The following is a 24,620-nucleotide window of genomic DNA, read 5'->3' as shown; positions in this document are numbered from 1 at the left end:
TGGATTCTTAGGTGATACTTCATATTTAAAACATTAAAAATGAGGTTATAAGAACAAAACCTGAACCAGAGAAAAATGACATATAAAAAATTAAATCAAACGAATTATGAAACCTCATAAGTTACTTCTTGCAGTAATCTTTTTATTCACAACTGCTATTCATTCCCAGGACGGAATCAATGTTATTCCTCAACCCACTAAAGTAGAAATGGGAACCGGTGCTTATTTTCTTGAAGGAGATGTAAAACTCATTGCTATTTCCTCGGTTAAAAGTGAGGCTGATTATCTGGCATCTGTATTAGAAAAAGGATTCGGAAAGAAACCTGATATTCAGCAGAGAGGAGCTGGAATTGCTCTTAAAATAATACCAGACCTAAAAGATAAGCTTGGGGAAGAAGGTTATACTCTGACAATCAAAAAAAACGGAGTAACAATAGCAGCAGGAAATCAGACCGGGATTTTTTACGGGATCCAGTCTTTCAGACAGCTCTTGCCTCCTAATTTTGAATTCAAACCACAGACTGATGACATTGAAATCCCTGCAGTCAAAATCGCTGATAATCCCCGGTTTCCATGGAGATCATTTCATTTAGACGAATCCAGACATTTTAAAGGAATGAAAGAGGTCAAGAAGCTCTTAGATCAGATGGCCCTACTAAAGATGAACAAATTCCATTGGCATCTTACCGATGACCAGGGCTGGAGAATAGAAATCAAGAAATATCCTCTATTGACAGAAATAGGATCAAAGAGAAAGGATACGCAAATAAGCAGGAATAGTGACCAGTTCACAGGAGAGCCACATTCAGGTTTTTATACGCAGGAAGAGATCAAAGAAATCATTGAATATGCGAAGAAGCGACATATAACCATAGTTCCTGAGATTGAAATGCCAGGTCACGCAATGGCAGCTGTTGCAGCTTATCCGTGGTTAGGTTCCCTTGGGACGACCAAAGAAGTGGCGACGATTTTTGGGAAAATGGATGATTCTTTCAATATTTCCGATCCCAAGGTAATAAATTTCTTAAAAAATGTTCTGGATGAGGTGATGGCCCTTTTTCCGGGTGAGGTTATTCACATAGGCGGAGATGAGGTGAATTTTGAACCCTGGAAAAACTCTGAATCTATACAGGCTTTTATGAAAAAAGAAGGTCTGAAATCACCTGTTGATCTCCAGATATATTTTACAAACCAAATCTCTAATTATGTAGATAAAGCCGGAAAAAGGATGATGGGATGGAATGAAATAATGGGGGATGACATTCATAAAGAACATGGAGCCGATATTGGGGAAGTTGAGCAAAAACTGGCAGAATCAGCAATTGTGCATTTCTGGAAAGGAGAGCTGGACCTTATTAATAACGCTGTTGAGGAAGGTTATGACGTCGTGAATTCGAATCACTGGGATACCTACCTCGATTATACTTATGAAAGGATACCTTTGTCCAGGTCGTATTCTTTTAATCCCATTCCGGAAGGGCTTGATGAAAAATACCATTCGAAGATCCTTGGTTTCGGAACTCAGATGTGGAGCGAATATATTCCCACTGTGGCTCAAATGGATCAACAAATATTTCCCCGTTTAGCGGCATATGCAGAAGTGGGATGGACTTCCTTATCAGAGAAGGATTTTGAAAGGTTTGAAAATTCCCTGATAATTCTGAAGGAGAGGTGGAACTTGGCCGGTATCAATTACCACGAAGCTACAGAATAAAATCTTTTTGTACCTCCATTTGCACCAGGTAATATCTAAATGATAAGGTTGAACTATAACATGAAAAAAGTAGTGACATTCGGGGAAATGTTGCGGCTATCCCCTCCGGAACACCTGAGGTTTTCTCAGACTGTTTCCAGATTCGTCACAGGAATTGTTATTCCTGTAGATGGCGGTTTCAGCAGCTTTAGCGGAGTTTAATACTTAAAATACATTCTATGGCATTAGAACAAACTTGGATATGGTATGGTCCTAAGGACCTCGTTAGTCTTCAGGATATAAAACAAGCGGGCGCTACAGGAGTTGTGATCGCATTACACCACATCCTCAACGGGGAAGTATGGACGGTAGAAGAGATCAATAAGCGAAAACAGGAGGTGAAAGCTTCCGGTTTATCCTGGTCTGTGGTTGAAAGTATTCCGGTGCATGAGGATATTAAGAAGCGTACAGGAAGATTTCAGGATTATATAAATAATTATAAGCAGAGCATCAGGAACTTGGGTAGCTGCGGAACTGATACTGTATGTTACAATTTCATGCCGGTGCTTGACTGGACCCGTACAAATCTTGCCTTTGAAATGCCCGATGGCTCAAGGGCTTTGCGATTTGATGCCGCCCAGTTTGCTGCCTTTGAATTGTTCCTTCTGAAAAGACCCGGAGCCGAAAAGGTTTATTCTGAAAAACAACAGCAAACTGCAAAAGCCGCACTTGAGAAATTGTCTGAAGAGGAAAAGAACCTGCTAGTCAACAACATAATTGCAGGTCTGCCCGGAGCTGAAGAAGGCTATACTCTGGATCAATTCCAGGCTGTACTGGATCAATATCAGGATATACGGGAACAGGAGCTTAAGGAGAATCTTTATACATTTCTGAAGGAAATAATTCCTGCAGCCGAAGAAGCCGGAGTTCTCATGGCCATTCATCCCGATGATCCGCCATTCCCGATCCTGAGTCTTCCGAGGGTCGTTAGTACCGAGGCAGATGCAAATAAGTTATTACAAGCTGTAGACAGTCCCAATAACCGACTTTGTTTTTGTACCGGATCCTATGGAGTGATAGTAGAGAACGACTTACCCGGAATGATCGAAAGGCTTGGTAACCGTATTCACTTTATCCACCTGAGGAGTACGAGCAGGGACGCAGAAGGGAATTTCCATGAAGCAGATCATTTATACGGAGATGTGGATATGTACGCTGTAATGAAGGCTCTGGTTCTGGAGCAGCAAAAAAGAATTTTTGAGGGAAGAAAAGATCACCGGTTACCGATGCGTCCCGATCACGGGCACCAAATACTGGATGATCTTAAGAAAAAAACGAATCCCGGTTATTCGGCAATTGGCAGGTTAAGAGGTCTTGCTGAATTGCGAGGTTTGGAGATGGGGGTTGAAAGGAGCTTAACCAGCTTATAGATTTTGAGTTTCAGCAGCATGTGAAATTGATGAGAAAGCATTGCTCAGTAACAATGAATAGAAATATTTTTGCCAGCCAATCTTCCAGTTCCTTATTCAAACACTAGGATTCCAAAGAACTGCGGAAGGTGGAAGTTAGGTTTCGGATAATCCACCTTAGACCAGGTGAGATAATGCGGATGTGAACTCTCATCCGCGATCTTGTAGAAATTCGCTCTCCATTTTGCTCTTGGTGCCGGAGGAGTAACATCGTAATATTGCTTCAGAATATTAATTGGAATACGCATTTCAATCGTCCAGATAACTTCGCTCTTGATCTCGGGATCCACGACCTTGGGAAGGGAATGGGCAATATCAATCTGCCTAAAATCAGACTCAGGAATTAAGACGTTGCCTTTTTCCTCAGACCGGAACTTGAACAAAGCTGTTCCCCCGCAATTTACCTCCAGATTGAAATAGCCCTTGGAAGGATCTTTCGAGGGACTGAAGAAAAACTCCACCGCACTATCTTTGTACACCGGGTTCTGGTAATCTGTCCTGACACATCTTACATAGCGGTCTACCACCCGAAAAATTACGTAGACTGCCTCCTTATCATAAGCCATCTTGGCCTGAACCCTTGGCTTATGTACAGGTTTGGGGCCCATATACTTTTTCACTTCCAGCGGCTCGATCCCTTCCCAGGGAGATTTATACCAGTCATTGTTTATCTCCACTGGCTGAGTCAGTTTTCCAAGTGTATGGATTACAACATTCTTATTTCGGGAGAAGCTGTTCATGGAGATGCTACTTACGAGGTATAACTAATTTTTTATGCACTGTGCATTATATGTCGGACAAGGGTATTCCGAGCCGAATAGATATCGAATAATGAAATAAATCTCAGGATGACATTGCTCTTCATTTTCAAATTTTTTTCAGTAAAATTAATCAGCGGTCCACTTTACCACTTTGCCCATTAGTAGGGATAACAGGAGAGCATCAATTCAAACAAAAGAAAATTATCTTCTCATTTTCAAAATTTCCATTTCACAAAAGCTTCCATTGCTTCGTAATTTGCTAATCCTAATTGGTGATAATTAATGGCAGTTTCCCTATTCCTCTCCTGAGCCCGAACCCAAAATTCCCTTTCGTCATCCCCCGGAAAAACAGGACGGTCTTTCTGAGACTGGTGTTGGAATATAGCATTTTTCTTTCTTTCCACTTCCTGTGGGGAAAGAGGTACAGCCATTTCAATTTCATGAGTTGCGAATTCGTGCCACGCACCTCTGTACATCCATAGCCTGGCTTCACTAGTCCATTCTTCTGTTTTGCGTAATCGCTCCATAGCCTCAATAACTATATTAAAACAGACCAGGTGAGTCCCATGGGGATCAGCAAAATCTCCGGCAGCAAAGATTTGATGAGGCTTAATCTCCTGGAGTAGTTTCATAGTCAACTCCACATCAAGTTCGGTAACAGAATTTTTTACTGTTTTTCCAGTTTCGTAAAAAGGAAGTGCCATAAAGTGTATGTTCTTATCCTCAAGTCCAACATATCTTGCGCCGGCAATAGCTTCCGATTTTCTGATGAATGCTTTAACGTTTCTTACTTCCGGAACGTCTATTTGGTTAGGCTCCTTCTTTTCTATGAAAATTCTCATCTCCTCATAGGTTTTCTCAAGCTTTGAAACATCTTCCCCAATGCTCTTGTTGAAATCTATTGCAAACTCAACGTATCGCAGTACATCTGTATCCCACACTGCTGTATTTCCGGAGGTTTGGTATGCCACATGCACATCGTGTCCTTGATCTACCAATCGGCTAAAGGTCCCTCCCATGGAAATAACATCGTCATCGGGATGCGGCGAAAATATCACAGACCTTTTTCTTGCAGGTTCTGCTCGCTCAGGACGTTGTGAATCATCTGCGTTAGGTTTTCCACCAGGCCAACCGGTGATGCTGTGCTGCAGTTTATTGAAGACATTGATATTTATATTATAAGCTGGTCCCTGTTCTGTAGCCAGCTGCGCCATTCCATGATTATTATAATCTTCATCTGTGAGCTTAAGAATGGGTTTTTTAACTGCTCCCGATAACCAGATAACTGCTTTCTTGATTAATTTCTCATCCCATACACAATCTTTGACCAACCATGGTGTATCAAATCTGGTAAGTTCTGAAGCAGCATCCTTATCCAGAACAAACTCTGTGTTCTCTGGCAATTGAAGATAAGTTGCGGGAACGTCACTAGAAATTTCTCCTTCTACTGCTTTTTTTATAATTGTTGCCTTTTTAGTATTCCAGGCCATCAGGATGATTTCACGAGCCTTAAATATTGTTCCTATGCCCATGGTTATCGCTTTGGTGGGAACGTTTTCTTTTCCTCCAAAATCCCTTGAAGCGTCGCGTCTGGTAAGGTCATCTAGTGTGACTAACCTGGTACCAGAATTTGGTGCAGATCCTGGCTCATTAAAACCTATGTGGCCTGTTCTACCTATTCCCAGTACCTGAAGGTCAAGCCCCCCCAATTCCCCTATCTTATTCTCATATGCAATACAATAGTCCGCTATTTTTTCTTTTGAAAGCGTACCATCGGGAATGTGTATGTTCTCCTTTTCAATATTGATATGATCAAAGAGGTTTTCGTACATGAAGGTTACATAGCTCTGCTTTGAGGTCGGATTCATAGGATAATATTCATCCAGGTTAAACGTAACCACGTTACTAAAGCTCAGGCCTTCTTCTTTGTGGAGCCTCACCAGTTCTTCGTATACCCTTACAGGAGTAGCTCCTGTGGCTAGACCCAGGACGGCATTCTCACCTAGCGACTGTTTGTTTTTTATTAAAGTAGCGATGCGCTCGGCTACTCTCTTTGAAGCTTGATGCTGATTTTCATATACTGTTACAGGAACTTTTTCGAAACGTGTTTCTTCAAGAAGGTTTAGTCTGGCCATAATATGTTCAGATAATTTTTAGGTTGTACAAATTGCTTGAGCAAATTTTATATGTTGTTGGCTTTAAGAATTTGATTCTTAAAAATATTTTTCATAACCATTGCGACCGACCCCAGTAAGACAGAATCTCCACCTAGATTAGATAATGATATAGTGGTTTTTTCCCTTAACTGGGCCATGCAATAAGTGTTGATCGATTGCTGAATTGGAGTAGTAATAAATTGTTTGGCTTCTGCAAATTTGCCTTCCAGAATTATAAGCTCTGGATTAAAGAGTTGAATTAAGATAGCGATCCCTTTCCCCAGGTTAATTCCTACTTGTGATAAAATATTTATAGCAAATTGGTCGCCTTTATTCGCAGCATCAATAATTGTTTGAGGTTGCAGTTTTTCTACGTCCTTCTCTGAAAATTTGCTTAGGATTGAACTTTCTCCAGCTTTTATGCCCTCTTTGGCCATTCTTGCAAGTGCCATTCCTGAAGCTACTGTTTCTAAACACCCTCTTTTTCCACAATAACATAATATCCCGTCGTCAATTAAGGGATTATGACCGAATTCACCGGCAAAACCTGAGGATCCCTGGTGCATTTTTCCTTCTATTAAAATCCCCAGACCTATTCCCCAATCCATCGAAATTACCAGTACATTCTTTTTATGTTTAGCAAGACCAAAATTAGATTCCGCCAAACATGCACTTTTGGCATCATTTAAAATAAAGACAGGTTTGCCCAATTTTCTCTTTAGAACCTCTTCAAGTGACTCTGGTTCTTCTTCATTCAGAAAATACGTAAAGTTTTTTCCTTCTTTCGAAGAAACCAAACCTGGCATACTGATTCCAATTCCCAGTAATTTTTCGATATCTATACCCGATTTTTCCAGGAGGGCGTTAGTTTGTTCATATAGATGATCGGCAATACTCAGTTCCGCCTCGATTTCAAACGGAAGATCTTCAAATTCAGCTATCTTGTTATTATGGTTATCAAAAATGGCCATTTTGATTTTGAATTTTACAAGTTGAATCCCTATGATATAAAAAGATTTCTCTCTTAATCCGTAGAGGTCGGGTTTCCTTCCTCCGGCAGATTTCCCAACGCCATCTTTTTTGACCCAAGCTTCTTCAATGAGCTGATTTAATAATCGAATGGATGTGGGCGAGCTGATATTATACCTATCGCATATCTCTGTGTTTGTCTGTGCGCCCTGAAAGTAAAGATTCTCAAGGATCTTTATTTTTTGAAGGTATTTTTTCCGCTCCACATTACTGGTGCTTTCCAGATATTCTGTTTCAGTTAATAATTGTGGCTTTGTCATATTTGCAAAAATTCATTTTTTTAGGGACAAAAATATTCTTTTTTAGAGCGGTTAAATCTTAAGAGCTTATAAAAATATAATTAAATTGAAAATCACAGCAACCTTTTCTAAAAATTTTACATAAGAGTGTTTATTACAATAAAAATATATTCATATTTCAATTAATAAGATTATAAAAATGAGGAAACAGTTGTATGTTTTATCCAAAGACTTACAACCATATTGAGCTGTAGGACTAATCTAGATAGTTATTTGAGAGATACAGTTAAAATCATGGTTTTTAATAAGCAGATTTTGGTCAGCAGCTCTATCACAGGTACTCTGGAAATCAGCCAATAAAAAATTATCACAATCATTTGGCAGAGACAATTATTCGAAGAACAACATTATGAAAATTTAGCACTCCGGAATATCCCATTTCTACCACACGCTGAAAAATCGGAGGAGGGAGGGAAACGATAAAAGGAGTGCCGCGCGTATGGTCATATACGTTTAAGAAAAATTTCAGCAACAGGATCATTTGGAAAAAACCCTATTAGAAGGAGTGCTGTTACGGCTATTGGTGCAATTTCGGTTACCCACCAGAGGGCCATCTATAAAGTGACTCCAACAACAGCCCAGGCTGGTTCTCCCATTCCTGCCGGGGAATCGAAAGATTGGAGTAGAATGAATAAAAGTGGTACTGTAAAGAGGATTAATGTCTTATATCCAAACTTCATCTTTTTTTATTATCTGGACAAGATAGTAAATTCGAAAAACCAAAAAGGAATGGCAAAATTTAATAGGAAATAATTATATTTGATTTCTCGAATGTTAAACAAATTTTTTTGTGCTGTAATTCGGTCAACAAAGAGGTTTTTGTAGGGAAAAGTCTTTAAATATAGTGCTTGCGGGAGGGGTTCGAATCCCTTCGCGCCCACTATATAAAAGGTTTCCCTAATATGGGAAGCCTTTTTTGTTTTTCTTTCGAATTTTTACAGATCAGGGATCAAGCCTAATCCTCCCCATTTTCTAATGGCCATTGTCCACTTCTCTGTGGCCTCTCTTAAACCCAAATATACAGATTTCATTACAGCATCATCTGTAGGGAATGATAATTTGTATTTAGTGTACTTTCTGATCTTCCCGTTCAGATTCTCGATAATTCGTGGTATAGATAATACGCTAAAGGCGGTAAGGTCTTCCCGATTGTCCCTGTTAACTATGAAGATAGCAGGACACAGAAGGATAGGTAAATCATAAGGTTTATTTACTATTGTTTTCATGCTATTTTAAAAAGGAGTCGCATTTTAATTACTATTTGTTAGAGATATGGGAAAAGTTAACTTTATTTACAAGTAATTCAGAATTATTTGGAATGTAAAAGAATTTTTTAAACCGTAGGAGCGGATGAAATATTAATATTAAGAAACATGAGAAGTAGAGTTAAAGTTTTATTTATTCTCTTATTTACATCAATACTATTTTCTTCTTTCAAGAAGGGAGAAAATATTTACATAAGTGATCTTCAAACTGAAATGATGGTGCATCCCGAAGGGATAGACGTATTAAATCCAGCTTTGAGTTGGAAATTATCCGGGACTGAACGGGGATTAAAACAAACTGGTTACCAGATATTGGTCGCCTCTTCTGTTGAAAAATTATCTGCTGATGAGGCTGACCTGTGGGATTCAGGAAAAGTTAATTCTTCTAAATCCGTTTCGGTCAAGTATAAAGGTCAGCGACTTGAAAGTCGTGAAAATGCATATTGGAAAGTAAAGGTGTGGACTACTAATGGCAAAAGCTCATGGAGCGAACCCGCATACTGGAGCATGGGTCAATTGCATTACAATGATTGGTCTGGCCGGTGGATCGGAATGGATCGTGCTTTTCCTTGGGATCGGGAAGAAAAGTTCTCACGTTTATCAGCAAGGTACTTTCGTAAAGAGTATGACCTTAAAAAAAATATAATAAGTGCCAAAGCTTATATTATTGGCTTGGGATTGTATGAATTTTATATAAACGGAAATAAAATAGGAGATCAGGTGTTGGCACCTGCTCCTACGGATTATTCGAAGAATGTGAAGTATAACACTTTTGATGTAACCGATGAATTACGTCAAGGTGAAAATGCCGTTGCTACAATATTAGGAAACGGACGGTACTATACTATGCGACAATCCTACAAGCCTTATAAAATCAAAACATTCGGTTATCCTAAAATGCTGCTTAATATATTCGTGGAGTACGATGATGGTACTACAGAGACATTGCGGACGGATAACAGTTGGAAGATGACTGCCGATGGTCCAATCCGCACCAATAATGAATACGATGGAGAAGAATATGATGCTCGTAAAGAAATGCCAGGCTGGAAGAAATATGGTTATGATGACAGCAAGTGGTTAAATGCTGAATATGTTCAGGAGGCTGAGGGTTTGTTTGAAGCTCAGATGAATGAACATATGAAAATAGTAGAAACTATTAAACCTGTTTCTATAAATGAAATTAAACCTGATACTTATATTTTGGATATGGGGCAAAATATGGTAGGATGGATTAGGATGAAGGTGAAAGGAAATAAAGGTGACCAGGTAACACTACGCTTTTCTGAGGTTTTAGAAAAAAGCGGGGGTTTGGCAATGGAAAATCTGCGGGATGCCAAGGTTACGGATATATATACGCTCAAAGGAGCAGAAGAAGAAATTTGGGAACCCTCATTTGTGTATCATGGCTTTCGCTATGTAGAAATTACTGGATATCCTGATAAGCCTGAGATTGAAGATTTTCAAGGGCGTGTAGTGAATGATGCTCTGGAGAGAACAGGATCGTTTGAGACATCAAATCCTGTAATCAATCAGGTGTACAAAAATGCCTTCTGGGGGATCAGAGGTAATTATAAAGGAATGCCTGTTGACTGTCCACAACGCAATGAACGGCAGCCTTGGCTTGGTGATCGTTCAACCAGTGCCTATGGAGAAAGCTTTATTTTTGATAATGAAAAGCTATATAGTAAATGGCTAAATGATATTCAGTATTCCCAGAAGGCTGATGGTTCCATTCCCGATGTGGCGCCTGCCTACTGGAGGTACTACAGTGATAATATGACCTGGCCGGGAACATACCTTATGATTGCTGATATGATTTATCGTCAGTTTGGCAATGTGAAACCGATAGAAAAACATTATCCTTCCATGAAGAAGTGGTTGGCATATATGGAACAACTCTATATGAATGAGAATTATATTCTTACTAAAGATAGCTATGGTGATTGGGTTGCGCCTCCGCAGACTATTGAAGAGGGCAGGGGCATGACCGCTAATGTTAAGCATCCTAGCGAGTTGATCTCAACGGCTTATCATTATTACTACTTGCAACTCATGAAAAAATTTGCTGGTATTACAGGCAATGATGCAGATATTAAAGAATATGAACAATTGGCTTCTAAAGTAAAGGAAGGTTTCAATAATAAATTTTATAATGTAAAAGAAGATAGCTATGGTAAGAACACACTTACTGATAACTTGCTGCCCCTGTATTTCAAAATGATTCCAGAGGGTAATAAAGAGGCTGTATTTAAAACCATCACCAATATTATTGAGAAAAGGAATGATGGTCATTTAAGTACAGGGCTTATTGGCACCCAATGGCTCATGCGCAGTCTTACTGAAAATGGCCGTGCAGATCTTGCCTATCAAATTGCTACCAATACCACTTACCCTAGCTGGGGCTACATGGTTGAAAACGGTGCTACTACTATCTGGGAATTATGGAATGGTAATACAGCTGCCCCAAGTATGAATTCTTATAATCATGTAATGTTACTTGGAGACCTTATCATCTGGTATTATGAGAACCTTGCGGGTATCAAATCTGCACAACCAGGCTTCAGGAAGATTGAAATGAATCCGGTTTTTATAGACGGTCTTGATCATGTAGGAGCAACCTATGAATCTGTGTATGGAACTATTAATAGTACATGGGAAAAAAATAACAAAATTTTTTCATGGAATATTAGTGTTCCCGGAAATACAACTGCATTGGTATATATCCCGGCAGCTTCTAAACAAGGTGTGAAAGAGGGAGGAGAATCTATTTTTTCTGTGAAAGGAATCAAGTTTATGCGGATGGAAAGCGGTAGAGCTATTTTTGAAGTAGGATCCGGCAAATATTCTTTTACATCCAATTTGTAAATCTGTGTTAACCTAAGGGATAAAGACGATTAGCGAAAAAATAAGAATTATAAATAGATTACAAACTAAATTTAAGCAATGCAAAAAGTTATAAGGATTTTTCCGGTATTAGGTATACTGATAGCAGTAAACTGTTTTTATTCATGCGGAATATTTAATTCAAAAAAAGATCAGTCCGAACATCAGAATGGAATCGTTCTGGAAGAATTTGTTTATAAGACAGCTGACTTTCCGCAGAGTCATTCCGCAACCCTTTTGGAGCTTGAGGATGGTGAATTACTCTGCGCTTTTTTTGGTGGTACTCGTGAGCGAGATCCTGATGTGGAAATAAGGTTATCACGTAAGAATCCGGATGGAACCTGGACTGCCCCAGTAAGTATTGCTGACGGAGTACAATCAGAAGGCGACCGATTGCCTACCTGGAATCCGGTGCTCTATCAAAATTCTGAAGGGAAGATAATGCTGTTTTATAAAGTTGGTCCGAGTCCAAGTGAATGGTGGGGAATGATGAAGACATCTACCGATGGTGGCCATACCTGGAGTCAGGCTAAGAGGCTTAGGGATAATGTAATAGGTCCGGTCAAGAACAAACCTATAGAAATTGGAAATGGTATCATTCTTTCAGGTTCCAGTACGGAAGACAATGGATGGCAGGTTCACATTGAACGTAGTACGGATGGGGGAGAGACCTGGGATCTTATTGGGCCAATTAATGATGCCGAAGAAATGGGTGCAATTCAGCCCACATTGTTAAAGCATTCAGATGGCCGTATTCAGATGCTCTGCCGTACACGCACTGAGATTGAACACATTGCCCAAAGCTGGTCAAACGATGGTGGCCTTACCTGGTCAGAAATGAGCGTGACGGATCTTCCTAATAATAATTCCGGAATTGATGCTGTAACCCTTAAAGATGGCCGTCAACTAATAGTATATAACCATTCTACTCGAAAACAGCCCGGGATGGGACACAAAGGACGAGGAGTTCTCAATGTGTCAATCAGCCAGGATGGAAAAAATTGGGAAGCAGCTCTGGTACTCGATTATCTCGATGAATCAGGAAAACAATTCTCCTACCCTGCGGTCATTCAGACCAGTGATGGATTGGTACATATAGCCTATACTTGGCATCGCAAAAGGATAAAACATGTGGTCATTGATCCAGAGAAGCTAAAAACTTATCCTATACAAAATGGAAAATGGCCTGCAGATAGAATTCCACTAATTACCAGCATAGAACAATAAAAAATTGTTCAGATTCAGAAAAGCAATCGTGGTGAACTATATCGATTGGTATAGTTGGACAATTATATCCTATTAGATACTAGGATATGTAGGGTGGGATACATTATGAATGATATTGGTACATCTCATTTACTTTAACGAAGGCAATAATGAGTATATCCTCAGAGCTATTCTAATTTGTTAGAGGGAATTAAACTCATCAAGAAGTCTGTGAATTTTTTAATCTCCTGTAGCATGAGCTGTATATCTATGCTTCATGATAGGCTGTTCTAATGAGCTCTCCGTGCGCCATTTCACAAGAAATATCTCACCAGCAATTTTACCTGAGTGGCTTGAATTAGTGAATTTCGGAAGAATATTTATATTTAAAGATACTTTTATGGATGCGTATTTCGTTTTATATTTATTTGATTTTTTGTCTGGAAAGTTCGGCGATAATTAGAGTTTAAGTGTTCAGTATAAATCAAAATCATATTAAACCTTTATCTTCCAGGATAATAATAGGCTAATAACAATGAGGTTAGAAGATGAAATTCAAGGAGATTTTAAATAGGTTAAAAGGAGAGAAAAAGTTTATCCTTGGCAAGGATACCAAAGATAAAGTTTATTGCAGTGAAAATAAGTTTTCTACTGCAGAAAAGGCTTCAACAGAGTTTAATAGATCTGTAGAAAAGCTGTTCAACGTAAACCAATGGTCACAAATGCCGGGAATCTCCTCTGGTTTTAGCCTTTACAACTCCCATGGAAAGAAAAAGGACGCGGCCAAACCGGAAATTAGGGATTTTATAAAGATTGATTTGCCTGGGCCTGCTCCGGAGGTTTGGGTAGTGGTAATCGGTGTGCAGGAGGAAGAGAAGCTGGCTGAATTCACCGTTAGTCCAAGTGTGAATCCTACTAATAAAGATGAAGATAAAGTAGAACATTTTTTTATTGATGAAGCAACCAGCACCTTTAGGGTAGAGCTCCTGGATAAAACCATTAAAGCTTGCGAAGTTGGTAAAAATGAGGGAATAAATAAGGCTGATAAAGATGAAAACATCCGTAAGCTTATCAATATAGTAATGGCGGAAGGAGGTTGGGCTGGATTTCAAAAGTTTCAGTGGAATAAGCTAACAGAATTTATTGTGCATAAAGTCGAGCTCGGGAATGATTAATGTCTATCTTTTACCAAAATGCCATAACCTTTTTTGGATAAGGTTCTAAAAATATAATTTTCTGAAAATCAACTGGTAAGTATTTAATTATTAGCAATAATACCATATAACATAGTGGCCATAGAAGTGAACAGATAAACCACGGAGTGCTTTCAATTTGCTGAGATAAATTATTTAGAATCTAATCCCTCAATCCTTATTGAGGCAAGTCAGTTTTTCTGCAGTAAATCTAAGATTATACGGGTACCTTCCGATTGGCCATTTTCATTTTTTTTATCAATAATCTTATAACTGATCTTTCCGGAGTAACTGCTGTTGAATAATTCAATTCGTTCCTCTATTATTTTTATTCCCATACTTTTATGTTTTTTAGCGGAATTCTCTGCTGTTGAATTTCTTCTGCCAACCCCATTATCATCGATGATAATCTGGATTTTATTTGTGTGAGAAATTATATCTATCAGCAAAGTTTTTTCCTTCCTTTTACTGGGTAATAGTCCATGCCAGATCGCATTTTCGATAAAAGGCTGTAACAATAACGGAGGAATAAAGATCTTTTCAATTAACGGAGAATCATTTCCTGTTACCTTAAAAGTAAAATCTTTTTCAAATCGGTTTTCTTCTAAAGTGAGGTAGTACTGCGTTAGTTTAATTTCTTCAATTAATGATACCACGTGTTTTTGAGAAGTTTCCAAAACCATCCTGGTGTAACGGCTAAAAACCACCAGGTATTTTATAGCTTTTGAATTCTGTTTACTTTGTATCAGGTAAGTAATGGCATTGAGGCTGTTAAACAGGAAATGAGGATTAATCCGTAATCTTGTAACTAGAATTTCTGCCCGGGCGAGGTTACGTTCATAAATGGCTTTCATTTTTTCTTTTTCCTCTTTTAATACCCGCGCATTTGTTTTCCTTTTTGTCCGTGAATTACGGTACTGTAACAAAACAATAGTTAAAATAAATAGAAGTCCTGTTCCCATTAGCAATAGGAAAATTCTACGCCTGTTCAGTTTTTGTTCCTGGTTGGTCAATAATGTTTGTTGTAGCGCTCTATCCTTTTCCAGTAATTGAATATGATTTTCTTTCTTCTCCAAATCATATTTTCTAATTAGCGCCGCAATTTCTACATTTTGCTCCGAGAGTTCAATGCTGTCTTCATAAGCTTTTCCCTGTTTAAAGTACCGCAATGCTTCTGCGGGTTTGTTATCCCTTTCCATAATACCAGCCAGTTTTAGGGAATTTTCCCTAATTAATCCCTGCTGGTTTAAATCTTTGGCTAGGATAAGAGAATTTTGATAGTAATCTTCGGCAATTAACGGTTTGTTCTGTATTAGTTCAATATCTCCTAGGCTAACAAGGAGCTCTGCCTGTTTATGATTATCATTCAATTTCCTGAAGCGCTGGAGGGAATTCTTAAAATAGGAAGCAGCTTTCTCCAAATTTTCTTTCTCTTCCAAATAAGCAATTCCCAGATATTCATAGGTAATAGCCAGGCCATATAAATCATTGCGTTGCTGATTGATTTCAAGTAATTCATTGAGGTATCTCCGGGCTTTGTCGAACTGCTGTTTATCAATATAATAGTCACCGATTGAGAGATAGTTCATAGCAATTCCCAAACTGTTGTTGCGCTTCTTTTCCGCTTCAAGTGATCTTTTAAAATATTCTAAAGCCTCCTCTGCACGTCCATGTATATTTCCAAGGGCATTTCCTATCCCGTTACTTGAAATTGCAATATTCTTAAGGTCATTTTCTTCTTCGGCAATTTTTAGAGCTTTTACATAATGTGAAATAGCCGAATCATATTTTTCATTATACCGGGCCGCCACTCCTGCATTGTTGGCAAAGATCATCTTGTATAACGGGTCCGTATTTTTATTCCTAATAAGCTTAAATGCCTTAATATGCAATGGCATGGCTTCATCATAATGCTGATGATACCGGTAAAGCAAACCTAAATTGTCTAAAGCTTTCGCATATAAAAAGGTGTCATTTAATTTTAATGCTTCCTGAATTGCGTCTTGTGCATATTCATATTCCTCTTTTTCATTATGTTCCTTTTTATGTAATTCCCTGCTGAGCTGCAGTTTCTGTATGATCTTTAAAGAATCATTTGTTTGACATTTTATAACTGATTTAAGGCTATCGGTACGGGATTGTGCCGATAAAATATATGAAGCTAATAAAAACAACAAAATGATTATGTTCCACAGAAGTCTGCGAAATGAATTTTCAGAAGTGTACATATATCAATCAGTTAAACCGGGATTACCTAAAAATTTATGCTGTATTGGTAATTGCATCAAACAAACTGGTAATTAGTTCCTTTTTACTTTTACTCACCGGAATAGATTTTCCATCCTGCATTACAAGGTAGCCACCATCATTCCTGTAGTATTTTTTCATATAATTTGGGTTAATGAGAAAGGATTTGTGAATGCGGATAAAGAAATATTTGTCAAGTAACTTCTCAAATTCCTTAAGTGTTTTGCTTAACACCAGTTTACGCTTGTCTGCTGTAAACAATAAAGTGTAATTGTTTTGGCTCTGGCAGTATAGAATTTCATTTGTTTCTATAAATTCAAAACCTTCTGAGACCGGAACGGCTATTTTATTCTTCAGGATTCCTTCACGTTTCATATGCGTAAGAAGCTCTTTCATCCTATCAGAAGAAAGACTGTTTTTCATCTCCCTTTCTTTTTTCCACTGTAGTACAGCCGATTGAAGTTCCATTTCATCAATAGGTTTTAGGAGATAATTTACGGCTTTGGCTTTAAAAGCCTGTGCAGCGTACTGGCTATAAGCTGTTGTGAAGATTACATCAAATGAGCCATCAGGAAATTGGTCCAGCAACTCAAAACCATTGATTCCCGGCATTTCCACGTCCAGGAACAGCAAATCCGGTCGGGTATCGGCTAAAGAGACTAGTGCTTCTTCCGGTTGAGTACCCTTAAATACTACCTGGATCTCCGGAAACATTTTTTTAAGGTGCAACACAAGCCCCTCCACACAATGTACTTCGTCATCTATAATGGCTATTCTCATTACCGGTAGGATTAAAGGTTGCTTCGAATAAATTGTAGTTATAGAAAATCATCTTAAAAATAAGTTTTCTATTACAAACATTAAAGAAATTAGAGCTAAAAACCTGTTTTTCATGAGTGTAAGTCCTTTATGGATTAGTTAAAGCCCTTTTTACTAAATTATCTTAAAACAACTAATTCAATAATTATTTTTTGGTCTTTACTCATCCATAACCGTCTTATGCTCAATGCTTATTGCCAATAGGAGACATCTTTTTCATCTTTACCATGCATTAAGAAAAAAATTAGGAGAGAAAAATCCAAACTATTATTAATCAGAAACAATTTTAAAATGAAAACAAGATTATTATTTACGATGATGTTCCTTTTTGTTGGAGGTATTCTTACCAGTTCTGCACAAAATGAGACCCGGCTGGGAGCAATGCTGGCCTATGGAACAGAAATAGAGAATTTAGGTGTAGGGGTTAATGCCGAACTTCCGATAATGGAAAACCTTAGTATCTCTCCCGGCTTTATCTATTATTTTCCTAAAAATGAGGCAGGCATAGATTTGAGGTGGTGGGAAATAAACGGAAATGCAAATTACTATTTTGTTAATAACGACAATCTTGGCTTATATGGGTTGGGAGGCCTTAATTATTCCCATGTAAAAGTTGATTATGATGGTAACAGCTTTGGAGGTAGTTCTATGGGAGTAAGTGATGGCCGCTTTGGCTTAAACCTGGGGGCGGGTGCTAACTTTAGTATAGGCAGTAGTATTATTCCCTTTGCTGAAGCAAAATACGTGATTATTGACGGTGGCCAGCTTGTAATTGGGGCCGGCGTGAAATTCAATTTATAAAAACAGCAATGAAAGGCTTTCCGGAGTCAAAGCATAGCCTGTTATTCTTGTTGTTGGTGCTTCTCTCAGTAGGTGTACTAATAAAAGCAGTTGTAGTATTGTTCTTCGGGAAGTGATTGCATAAAAACCACAAATATGAAAAAGTTACTGTATTTAAGTCTCGGCATTTTCATCCTATCCGTTTTTTCTGCTGAAGCACAATTGTTCAAAAAACTGACTAAAAAAGTTGAAGAAAAAGTGGAAGACGCGGTTGTTAAAAATGTTTCAGACAAAGCCGAAAATGAAACTAATAAGAAACTTGATCAATTATGGGAAACCAAATTAAATAATACTTCTTTCCCGGTTGGGACAAAAATGATAGATCCTGCTAAAATTCCCGCAACCTACAGCTTTGACTGGGAGTACAAATTAAATATGAAAACCGCAGGAACTGAGATGGAAATGATCTATTTCCTTAAAAAAGATGCCGGGTATTTTGGTATGAAAATCCCACAGGCACCTCAAATGTTTACTGTTTTGGATGAAGGGAATAAAATTAGTGTGATGTATATATCTTCTGAAGAAAAAAACCATGTCATGGCCACCAAGTTTACAGAGCCATCTGAAAACCCGGAAGGGAACAAGGAATTTGTTGATATGCAGTTCAAAGAGATTGGCAGGAAAAGCATCCGCGGCTATAAGTGTAGGGGCTATAAAACTGAAAATAAGAACAGTGTTTTCACCTTTTATGTCACTGATGAAGCGGGAATAAGCTTCAGTGATATTTTTCAGGCCCATCAGGAAAAGTTTCCTGAAGGATTTGATGGAAATTTAAATTTATTAAAAAATGGAGAAGGTCTGGTGATGCAGATGCAGATGGAAGATAAAGGAGATCCTTCAAAAGATGTGGTGATCACCTGTATTGGTATTGAAAAAAGGCAATTTTCGATTAATAAGTCAGATTATAAATAATGCCAGGTCAGCTTTTAACCTCTAAAATTAAATCTATGGAACAGGAATCAGCAAGTACAGAAAGCGAAACACAGGTAGCAGATGATAAAACATTGGCAATAATGGCTTACATAACTATTATAGGGTTAATAATAGCCTTTATCATGTACAGGGAAAAAAAAGATAAATTTTCAGCCTTTCATATCCGGCAATCACTGGGACTCTGTTTATGTGGAATAGTAATATTTGTAGTAGGGCTTATTCCAATTCTGGGATGGATTGCAAGTTTCTTTGGTTCATTACTCCTATTGTACTTGTGGATTATGGGGCTCATAAATGCCATTAATGGCAGGCGAAAATCTGTGCCTCTTCTGGGAGACAATTTTAAGGAATGGTTTAAAAATATCTAATAAAATAAAATTCAAAAACAACAATATCATGAAAATCAAATCAATAATTATAGCACTTTTTTTCTTCAGTTTGTTTGGCTTCTGGTCCTGTTCTGAAGATGATTCAGGTGTAGATGAGAATAATTCTGCGGGATGTGCCAATTTTCAGGAGGAATATGAAGAGGTGGTAAATGCCCTTACCGTATATTCAGAAGATCCCACCTCACAAAATTGTGAAAATTATAAAAATGCATTGCTGGATTTTTCTGAAGATTACAGGGACTGTTCGCTTTGGGGAGCAAACTATGAAGAAGCTATTAATGATATAGAAAGCATAGACTGCAGTGAAGAAATTTAATATTTCAAAGAGGGAGAGGCTTGAAGGGCATTAATTCGTCGTCGTTCTGGTTTTCCGGTTTGTTTAACTTTTAAACTTATGCTATGATTTCCAATTTATCACATTTTGTAGGAGAACGTAATGATTCTGAAATTTTATATGATACTTCCTTTGGTTATATGTTTGAGTATTTATGTGGATGCGAACATCATTTACTCGCAAAAGGGCCGCAAACAATTCATTATTTGCAGGAACTGGGAAAAATAATGGCAGATAATGGTACTCCTGAAGATATTATGCCAGAGAATAATTCTTCAATTCCTTCAGTATATACCTACCTGGGACAGTTTATAGATCACGATATAACGGCCAGGACAGATCGGGAAACTGATTTTAGTAAAATTACACCGGTTCAGGATATACAACCGAAGAAACCGGAGGAGGTAATTGCAAATTTGCGCAATGGACGTAGGCCGCACCTTGATCTTGACAGTGTTTTTGGAGAAGGGCCCAGCTTTAATTCATCTTATACTGCAGAAGCAGATGACCTTTATCATAACTCAAACCTGGAACTTTTCTTAAATGATAAACCCGGTTATGTAGATCTTAGAAGATATAAAATTGAAAATAATGAAGGAGAGAACAAGAAGGCTATTTATCGTGCAAAAATAGCCGATGCCAGGAATGATGAAAATCTAATTGTAAGTCAGCTGCATTCGGCATTTATAAAGACATTCAACAAGATAAGCCAGGCTTTGGAACCTAATCTTTCTAATGAGGAAACCTATTGCCGGGCGAGGCAGTTAACCCGGTGGGCGTATCAATATATTGTTCTTAATGATTATCTTAAACAGGTTTGCCTGCCGGGAGTGGTGTCTAATGTGCTATACAACGGACCATTCTTTTACAAAACAAGTGCTCCTTTTATGCCTTTGGAATTTTCGGTTGCAGGATTTCGTTTTGGTCATGCAATGATCAGGCCTTTTTATAATTTAAATAATGGTACACAAAAGACAATCATGGAATTATTAGGACCTTCTATGGGCAACCTTTTAGATGGCTCCACAGGAGAATTAAAACCCGGAAATGTAGTACACTGGTCAAATTTTGCAAAATTAAATGGTGAAACTCCAAAAAATGTAGCGAGGAAGATTAGTCCATTTATTGCGAAAGGGCTATTCAATTTAAGTTCGGTAGGCGAGCCTGCACCTCCTTCTGTTTTAGCCAGTTTATCACAAAGAAATCTGCTTAGGGGATATTTGCTTGGTATTCCCAGCGGGCAGGCTGTTGCGCGGGCAATGAGAGTTGAGCCGATGAAACATAAAGAACTTGTTGAAGGCCTTAACGAAGAACAAAAATGTGTGATGTACGATTCCGGGTTTACTGCGCGCACTCCTCTGTGGTATTATGTATTACAGGAAGCCAAAGTTCAGTCTGACGGTAATTCACTTGGATATATTGGTAGTATGCTTGTAGCCGAAACACTGATAGGATTAATTAAGGGAGACTTCAATAGTTATCTAAACAATATGAACCATAGTGCGGTAAGTGAGAATGGGATTACTATGCCCGGGGCCAGCCAACCAATTAAAAATATCTCAGATTTGCTAAAATATGCGGGAGTACCGCTGTAATATCCCAATTTTAATGAATTAGCTGAAACTGATAATCACAGGTTCAGAAAATAATGAAGGAGCTCTGGAAAATATTCAGGGCTTTCCTCATTTGGGCAGTGTACTTTCTTTAGTCGCACAAATTTTAAGAGGAATAATGCAGTATCAATATCATCGGAATAAATTAATTTCCACATAATATCATACTTATTCTGTGATAATCCATATAATATACTATCCTGGGTGGGTGCAATTAAAGGAAGAGTGCAGTAATAAGAATACCAGTAGATTTTGAGAGGGAAAAAGTATTCTTATGAGCGAAGATATCCGCTTGGTAAAAAAATAATGTTACCTTCGCGGAAGTATGAAAGAGGTAAACAAACATTTGGGTTTTGTAATGGCACTGTTACTGGTGTTTGCCCTGGTATATCCCTCTGTTCATGTTTTCGAGCACAATCTGCAACATGATAATCAACATCAGTCTGATCAGATTGCGCAAAATGCTGGGAAAATTGTAAAATCCAATATTGATTGTAAAATATGTGATTTTCATTTTTCAAATTCCCATGCGCCTGAATTCCTGACTTTTGATATTTATGCACCTTTTAAAGAAACGGTGTATGCTTTATCTCTGGCGCAAACCGTATCCATCTCTCCAAAAACTCTCTTTTCGCTTCGGGCTCCTCCGGTGCAATGTGTTTAATTCCGATTTCTAAATACTCATAGTTTCATTTTTAAAAGATGAACCTGATGTGGTATCGTTTTAAATTATTCACACGCATACATCATGAAAATATTTTGGATAAGCACGGTCTTTTCCCTGCTTTTCTTTTCTAGCTACAGTCAAAATCATCAGTTATCAGGTACTGTGACTTCGGAAAAAGGAGAACCTTTGGAAGGTGCTTACATCGCTATAAACGAAAATTATATCTGGACCTCAGGTGCCGGGAGATACAGCACAACCTTAGAAACAGGGGATTACAATATAAAGGTAACTACGTTAGGTTACCAGGAACAGGATACTGTAATAAGCATAGCCAGAGACAGACAAGTGAATTTTGTACTGAAAGCCTCTGTTGATGACCTTGGGGAAGTGCTGGTTAAAGGAAGACAACATCAACAAAGTACGCAGCAAAAGCTAAGGGTAGAGCGGGAGTACCTGGAACAGGAGTTTAAAGGATCGCTGGCCTCAAGCCTGGAAAAATTGCCCGGCTTTAATGCCATGCAGATTGGTGCGGGGGCATCTAAACCTATCATTCGCGGATTGGGTTTAAATCGTGTGGCTGTAGCTGAAAATGGAATAAAGCAGGAAGGCCAGCAGTGGGGGGCAGATCACGGATTGGAAATAGATGCCCTGCAGGTGGAAGATCTTGAAATAATTAAAGGTGTTGGTGCCATAGCATATGGCAGTGATGCCCTTGGAGGCGTTGTTCAAATTAATAACAACAGGGTGCCGGTGCAAGAAGGTCTTAGCGGGAGCATCTATGGAGTTGGCCAGAGTGTGAACAACAGCCTGGGAACTTCCGCAAGATTGACTTTTAAAGATGAGCATTGGTTTGCCAAGGGGAAATTTACGGGCATTAGCTATGGAGATTATAATTTACCCACCGATCAAATCTCCTATCTAAATTTTAATATTCCGGTTTTTGACCATAGCCTGAAGAATACAGCAGGCAAAGAAGTAGACTGGTCTTCACAATTAGGGTTTATAACAAAGAACTTTAATTCCAGTCTTACGGTTAGCCGTGTTTACCAAAAATCAGGATTTTTTCCCGGCTCCCATGGTGTGCCGGATATAGCACGGGTACAGCGGGATGGGGATCCCCGGAATATTGATTTGCCTTTTCAAAGGGTTGCCCATTTCAAAGTTTTAAGTAATTCCACTTTCTTTCTGGAAGAAGGGAGACTGGAGCTGGGCCTTTCTTACCAGGACAATCACCGGCAGGAATGGAGCTTGTTCCATACTCATTACGCAGGCCAGGAACCACCTGAGGTAGATCCTAATCTGGAGCTGGATTTTAGCTTAAAAACCTACAGCATTAAAAGTACCTATCACCGGGCTTTCGGGCAGCAGCATAAAACACAGCTTGGTATTGACCTGCAATGGAAAGATAACAGAATAAAAGGCTTCAATTTTTTACTGCCGGAGTACAGCTCAGGAAATTACGGGCTTTTTGCAATTCATGAATATCAGCCTTCTTCTTCAGATTTATGGAGCCTTGGGCTTAGGTTTGATTATGGGAATTTTGAGATGAGTGGGTTTTATGATCCGAAGCTTTTCGAATATTTAATTGAAAACGGACAAAATCAAAATACGGCATCAAATTATGCGCAACGCAGCCGGAATTTAGAAAGAGACTTTTCAAGTTTTAACCTTAGATTGGGCTATTCTCATCATTTTAATGAGTACTGGCAGGGAAGGGCAAATATTGGTACAGCTTTTCGCCTGCCCACGGCTATAGAATTAGGTGCCAATGGTATACATCATGGTTCTTTCAGGCATGAAAGAGGTGAGCCTGGCCTGGAACCGGAAAAGGGAATTATGGCCGATCTTAGTATCTCTTATGCAAAGGAGACCTGGAATGTGACAATAAGCCCTTACGCCTATTATTTCACCAATTATATATTTCTGAAACCTACCGGAATATTTTCATTGCTACCCCATTCCGGGCAGTTATATCAATATACAGCATCAGAAGCTTTGCTTAGCGGAATAGAATTGCAGCTGGAGAAAACTTTTGCCTCACACTTCAGGCTGAATGTGGCTGGAGAATATTTATATAACCAGCAGTTAACTTCAAGCGCTTCAAGAAACTTTCCTCTGCCGTTTACTCCTGCAAATAATCTGTTTATTGAAGCAGGATACAGTGTTCTTAATGATAAAGTTTTTATATCAAATTCCGAAGTTACTGTAAACACAAGGCTGGTAATGAATCAGGATAGGATTGCCCAGGGCGAAGATACTACGCCTGGGTACCAAATATTGGGTTTAGGCTGGCATGGCGAATTTCAGCTGGGTTCATTTGAGGCTGCTGTTAACCTTCGTGTAGATAATCTTTTGAATACAAGGTTTTTTAACCATACCAGCTTTTATCGCCGCCTGCAAATTCCTGAACCTGGGAGGAATATTCAATTGAACATTAAAATTCCCTTTGGTAATACAAGATTATGAGCAGGTACGCAATAACATATATTAGCCGGTTTCTTATCAGCTTTTTTCTGTCTGCACCATTGTTTCAGACTTACCACATGGTTTTTGTGGAGCATCCCGGGCTGGATAAAGTGCAGGGTTACCAATTTGGAGAGCTCACAACAGGTCATCTTTGTCAACATTATTTGCCTGGGGAATATAAAGGCTGGTTGTTTTTTGCATCAAAAGAAAAAACGCCTGTTCCCCTTGTATCCAAAAAACCTGAAATTTTAGAGTATAGAATTAGCCTTTACCCTGGTGATACAATCACCTATTACCTAAGGGGGCCACCTGTTAATCCTGATTGCAAGGTTTAAATAATACAATAGTTACACAT

At 38.6% G+C, this 24,620-nt stretch carries 19 protein-coding genes and 1 pseudogene; 14 read left to right on the top strand and 6 right to left on the bottom strand.

Annotation, left to right across the window (positions count from 1 at the left end; all coding sequences use genetic code 11):
* The first annotated feature begins 106 nt into the window (after nucleotides 1-106).
* Genes RM539_RS11400 through uxuA form a run of 3 tightly spaced genes read left to right on the top strand, consistent with a single transcriptional unit; the run spans nucleotide 107 to nucleotide 3,123 of the window.
* A complete protein-coding gene (locus RM539_RS11400) occupies nucleotides 107-1,714 on the top strand; it encodes a beta-N-acetylhexosaminidase (protein ID WP_311503524.1) in 1,608 nt (535 codons plus the stop codon).
* 60 nt (nucleotides 1,715-1,774) lie between these two features.
* The gene (locus RM539_RS11395) at nucleotides 1,775-1,915 is read left to right on the top strand and encodes a hypothetical protein (protein WP_311503523.1); all 141 of its coding nucleotides are present in this window, start codon (nucleotides 1,775-1,777) and stop codon (nucleotides 1,913-1,915) included.
* A gap of 17 nt (nucleotides 1,916-1,932) precedes the next feature.
* Nucleotides 1,933-3,123, top strand: a complete 1,191-nt coding sequence (gene uxuA / locus RM539_RS11390) for a mannonate dehydratase (protein ID WP_311503522.1) — start codon at nucleotides 1,933-1,935, stop codon at nucleotides 3,121-3,123.
* A 92-nt stretch (nucleotides 3,124-3,215) separates the two neighbouring features.
* Here the strand turns inward: uxuA and RM539_RS11385 are convergent, their stop codons facing one another.
* The 4 genes and pseudogenes from RM539_RS11385 to RM539_RS11370 form a co-directional block, all read right to left on the bottom strand.
* Nucleotides 3,216-3,902: a carbohydrate-binding family 9-like protein gene (locus RM539_RS11385; RefSeq protein WP_311503521.1), complete on the bottom strand. Its 687-nt coding sequence runs from the start codon at nucleotides 3,900-3,902 to the stop codon at nucleotides 3,216-3,218.
* A gap of 236 nt (nucleotides 3,903-4,138) precedes the next feature.
* Nucleotides 4,139-6,058, bottom strand: coding sequence for a glucosamine-6-phosphate deaminase (gene nagB, locus RM539_RS11380; protein ID WP_311503520.1), 1,920 nt, complete (start codon nucleotides 6,056-6,058; stop codon nucleotides 4,139-4,141).
* Nucleotides 6,059-6,105: 47 nt separating this feature from the next.
* Nucleotides 6,106-7,368 carry an ROK family transcriptional regulator gene (locus RM539_RS11375; RefSeq protein WP_311503519.1) on the bottom strand — a complete coding sequence of 421 codons (1,263 nt, stop codon included), beginning with the start codon at nucleotides 7,366-7,368 and terminating at the stop codon, nucleotides 6,106-6,108.
* A gap of 974 nt (nucleotides 7,369-8,342) precedes the next feature.
* Nucleotides 8,343-8,564 (bottom strand): annotated as a pseudogene (locus RM539_RS11370) (transposase); the annotation flags it as partial.
* A gap of 216 nt (nucleotides 8,565-8,780) precedes the next feature.
* Between RM539_RS11370 and RM539_RS11365 the strand changes: the two are divergent.
* From RM539_RS11365 to RM539_RS11355, 3 genes are all read left to right on the top strand, one after another.
* Entirely contained in the window at nucleotides 8,781-11,540 is a 2,760-nt protein-coding gene (locus RM539_RS11365; RefSeq protein ID WP_311503518.1) for a glycoside hydrolase family 78 protein, read from the top strand.
* A gap of 78 nt (nucleotides 11,541-11,618) precedes the next feature.
* On the top strand, nucleotides 11,619-12,785 hold the full coding sequence (locus tag RM539_RS11360; protein WP_311503517.1) for a sialidase family protein: 1,167 nt from the start codon (nucleotides 11,619-11,621) through the stop codon (nucleotides 12,783-12,785).
* Between the two features lie 527 nt (nucleotides 12,786-13,312).
* Nucleotides 13,313-13,939 carry a hypothetical protein gene (locus RM539_RS11355; RefSeq protein ID WP_311503516.1) on the top strand — a complete coding sequence of 209 codons (627 nt, stop codon included), beginning with the start codon at nucleotides 13,313-13,315 and terminating at the stop codon, nucleotides 13,937-13,939.
* Nucleotides 13,940-14,148: 209 nt separating this feature from the next.
* Here the strand turns inward: RM539_RS11355 and RM539_RS11350 are convergent, their stop codons facing one another.
* Together RM539_RS11350 and RM539_RS11345 are read right to left on the bottom strand one after the other, a co-directional pair.
* Nucleotides 14,149-16,185: a tetratricopeptide repeat protein gene (locus RM539_RS11350; RefSeq protein WP_311503515.1), complete on the bottom strand. Its 2,037-nt coding sequence runs from the start codon at nucleotides 16,183-16,185 to the stop codon at nucleotides 14,149-14,151.
* Between the two features lie 34 nt (nucleotides 16,186-16,219).
* Nucleotides 16,220-16,984, bottom strand: coding sequence for a LytR/AlgR family response regulator transcription factor (locus RM539_RS11345; RefSeq protein ID WP_311503514.1), 765 nt, complete (start codon nucleotides 16,982-16,984; stop codon nucleotides 16,220-16,222).
* A gap of 330 nt (nucleotides 16,985-17,314) precedes the next feature.
* Between RM539_RS11345 and RM539_RS11340 the strand changes: the two genes are divergently transcribed.
* From RM539_RS11340 to RM539_RS11305, 8 genes are all read left to right on the top strand, one after another.
* Nucleotides 17,315-17,824: an outer membrane beta-barrel protein gene (locus tag RM539_RS11340; RefSeq protein ID WP_311503513.1), complete on the top strand. Its 510-nt coding sequence runs from the start codon at nucleotides 17,315-17,317 to the stop codon at nucleotides 17,822-17,824.
* A gap of 135 nt (nucleotides 17,825-17,959) precedes the next feature.
* Nucleotides 17,960-18,775, top strand: a complete 816-nt coding sequence (locus RM539_RS11335) for a DUF4412 domain-containing protein (RefSeq protein ID WP_311503512.1) — start codon at nucleotides 17,960-17,962, stop codon at nucleotides 18,773-18,775.
* Between the two features lie 35 nt (nucleotides 18,776-18,810).
* Nucleotides 18,811-19,164, top strand: a complete 354-nt coding sequence (locus RM539_RS11330) for a DUF4870 domain-containing protein (RefSeq protein WP_311503511.1) — start codon at nucleotides 18,811-18,813, stop codon at nucleotides 19,162-19,164.
* Nucleotides 19,165-19,192: 28 nt separating this feature from the next.
* Nucleotides 19,193-19,501 carry a hypothetical protein gene (locus tag RM539_RS11325; protein ID WP_311503510.1) on the top strand — a complete coding sequence of 103 codons (309 nt, stop codon included), beginning with the start codon at nucleotides 19,193-19,195 and terminating at the stop codon, nucleotides 19,499-19,501.
* Nucleotides 19,502-19,584: 83 nt separating this feature from the next.
* Nucleotides 19,585-21,114 carry a peroxidase family protein gene (locus tag RM539_RS11320; RefSeq protein ID WP_311503509.1) on the top strand — a complete coding sequence of 510 codons (1,530 nt, stop codon included), beginning with the start codon at nucleotides 19,585-19,587 and terminating at the stop codon, nucleotides 21,112-21,114.
* 343 nt (nucleotides 21,115-21,457) lie between these two features.
* Nucleotides 21,458-21,796, top strand: a complete 339-nt coding sequence (locus RM539_RS11315) for a hypothetical protein (protein ID WP_311503508.1) — start codon at nucleotides 21,458-21,460, stop codon at nucleotides 21,794-21,796.
* An 84-nt stretch (nucleotides 21,797-21,880) separates the two neighbouring features.
* On the top strand, nucleotides 21,881-24,265 hold the full coding sequence (locus RM539_RS11310) for a TonB-dependent receptor (protein ID WP_311503507.1): 2,385 nt from the start codon (nucleotides 21,881-21,883) through the stop codon (nucleotides 24,263-24,265).
* Complete coding sequence (locus RM539_RS11305) at nucleotides 24,262-24,600, top strand: hypothetical protein (RefSeq protein WP_311503506.1); 339 nt, start codon at nucleotides 24,262-24,264, stop codon at nucleotides 24,598-24,600. Before RM539_RS11310 ends, RM539_RS11305 begins: the two co-directional genes overlap by 4 nt.
* Nucleotides 24,601-24,620 lie beyond the last annotated feature (20 nt).

The organism is Autumnicola musiva (assembly GCF_031846585.1).
Lineage (GTDB): Bacteria > Bacteroidota > Bacteroidia > Flavobacteriales > Flavobacteriaceae > Autumnicola > Autumnicola musiva.
The sequence above is the reverse complement of the archived record's forward strand: the minus strand, read 5'-3'. Positions and strand labels throughout refer to the sequence as shown.

Coding starts and splice junctions, on each gene's coding strand:
- RM539_RS11400 (WP_311503524.1), top strand. CDS start 107: ATGAAACCTCATAAGTTACTTCTTGCAGTAATCTTTTTATTCACAACT.
- RM539_RS11395 (WP_311503523.1), top strand. CDS start 1,775: ATGAAAAAAGTAGTGACATTCGGGGAAATGTTGCGGCTATCCCCTCCG.
- uxuA (WP_311503522.1), top strand. CDS start 1,933: ATGGCATTAGAACAAACTTGGATATGGTATGGTCCTAAGGACCTCGTT.
- RM539_RS11385 (WP_311503521.1), bottom strand. CDS start 3,902: ATGAACAGCTTCTCCCGAAATAAGAATGTTGTAATCCATACACTTGGA.
- nagB (WP_311503520.1), bottom strand. CDS start 6,058: ATGGCCAGACTAAACCTTCTTGAAGAAACACGTTTCGAAAAAGTTCCT.
- RM539_RS11375 (WP_311503519.1), bottom strand. CDS start 7,368: ATGACAAAGCCACAATTATTAACTGAAACAGAATATCTGGAAAGCACC.
- RM539_RS11365 (WP_311503518.1), top strand. CDS start 8,781: ATGAGAAGTAGAGTTAAAGTTTTATTTATTCTCTTATTTACATCAATA.
- RM539_RS11360 (WP_311503517.1), top strand. CDS start 11,619: ATGCAAAAAGTTATAAGGATTTTTCCGGTATTAGGTATACTGATAGCA.
- RM539_RS11355 (WP_311503516.1), top strand. CDS start 13,313: ATGAAATTCAAGGAGATTTTAAATAGGTTAAAAGGAGAGAAAAAGTTT.
- RM539_RS11350 (WP_311503515.1), bottom strand. CDS start 16,185: ATGTACACTTCTGAAAATTCATTTCGCAGACTTCTGTGGAACATAATC.
- RM539_RS11345 (WP_311503514.1), bottom strand. CDS start 16,984: ATGAGAATAGCCATTATAGATGACGAAGTACATTGTGTGGAGGGGCTT.
- RM539_RS11340 (WP_311503513.1), top strand. CDS start 17,315: ATGAAAACAAGATTATTATTTACGATGATGTTCCTTTTTGTTGGAGGT.
- RM539_RS11335 (WP_311503512.1), top strand. CDS start 17,960: ATGAAAAAGTTACTGTATTTAAGTCTCGGCATTTTCATCCTATCCGTT.
- RM539_RS11330 (WP_311503511.1), top strand. CDS start 18,811: ATGGAACAGGAATCAGCAAGTACAGAAAGCGAAACACAGGTAGCAGAT.
- RM539_RS11325 (WP_311503510.1), top strand. CDS start 19,193: ATGAAAATCAAATCAATAATTATAGCACTTTTTTTCTTCAGTTTGTTT.
- RM539_RS11320 (WP_311503509.1), top strand. CDS start 19,585: ATGATTTCCAATTTATCACATTTTGTAGGAGAACGTAATGATTCTGAA.
- RM539_RS11315 (WP_311503508.1), top strand. CDS start 21,458: ATGAAAGAGGTAAACAAACATTTGGGTTTTGTAATGGCACTGTTACTG.
- RM539_RS11310 (WP_311503507.1), top strand. CDS start 21,881: ATGAAAATATTTTGGATAAGCACGGTCTTTTCCCTGCTTTTCTTTTCT.
- RM539_RS11305 (WP_311503506.1), top strand. CDS start 24,262: ATGAGCAGGTACGCAATAACATATATTAGCCGGTTTCTTATCAGCTTT.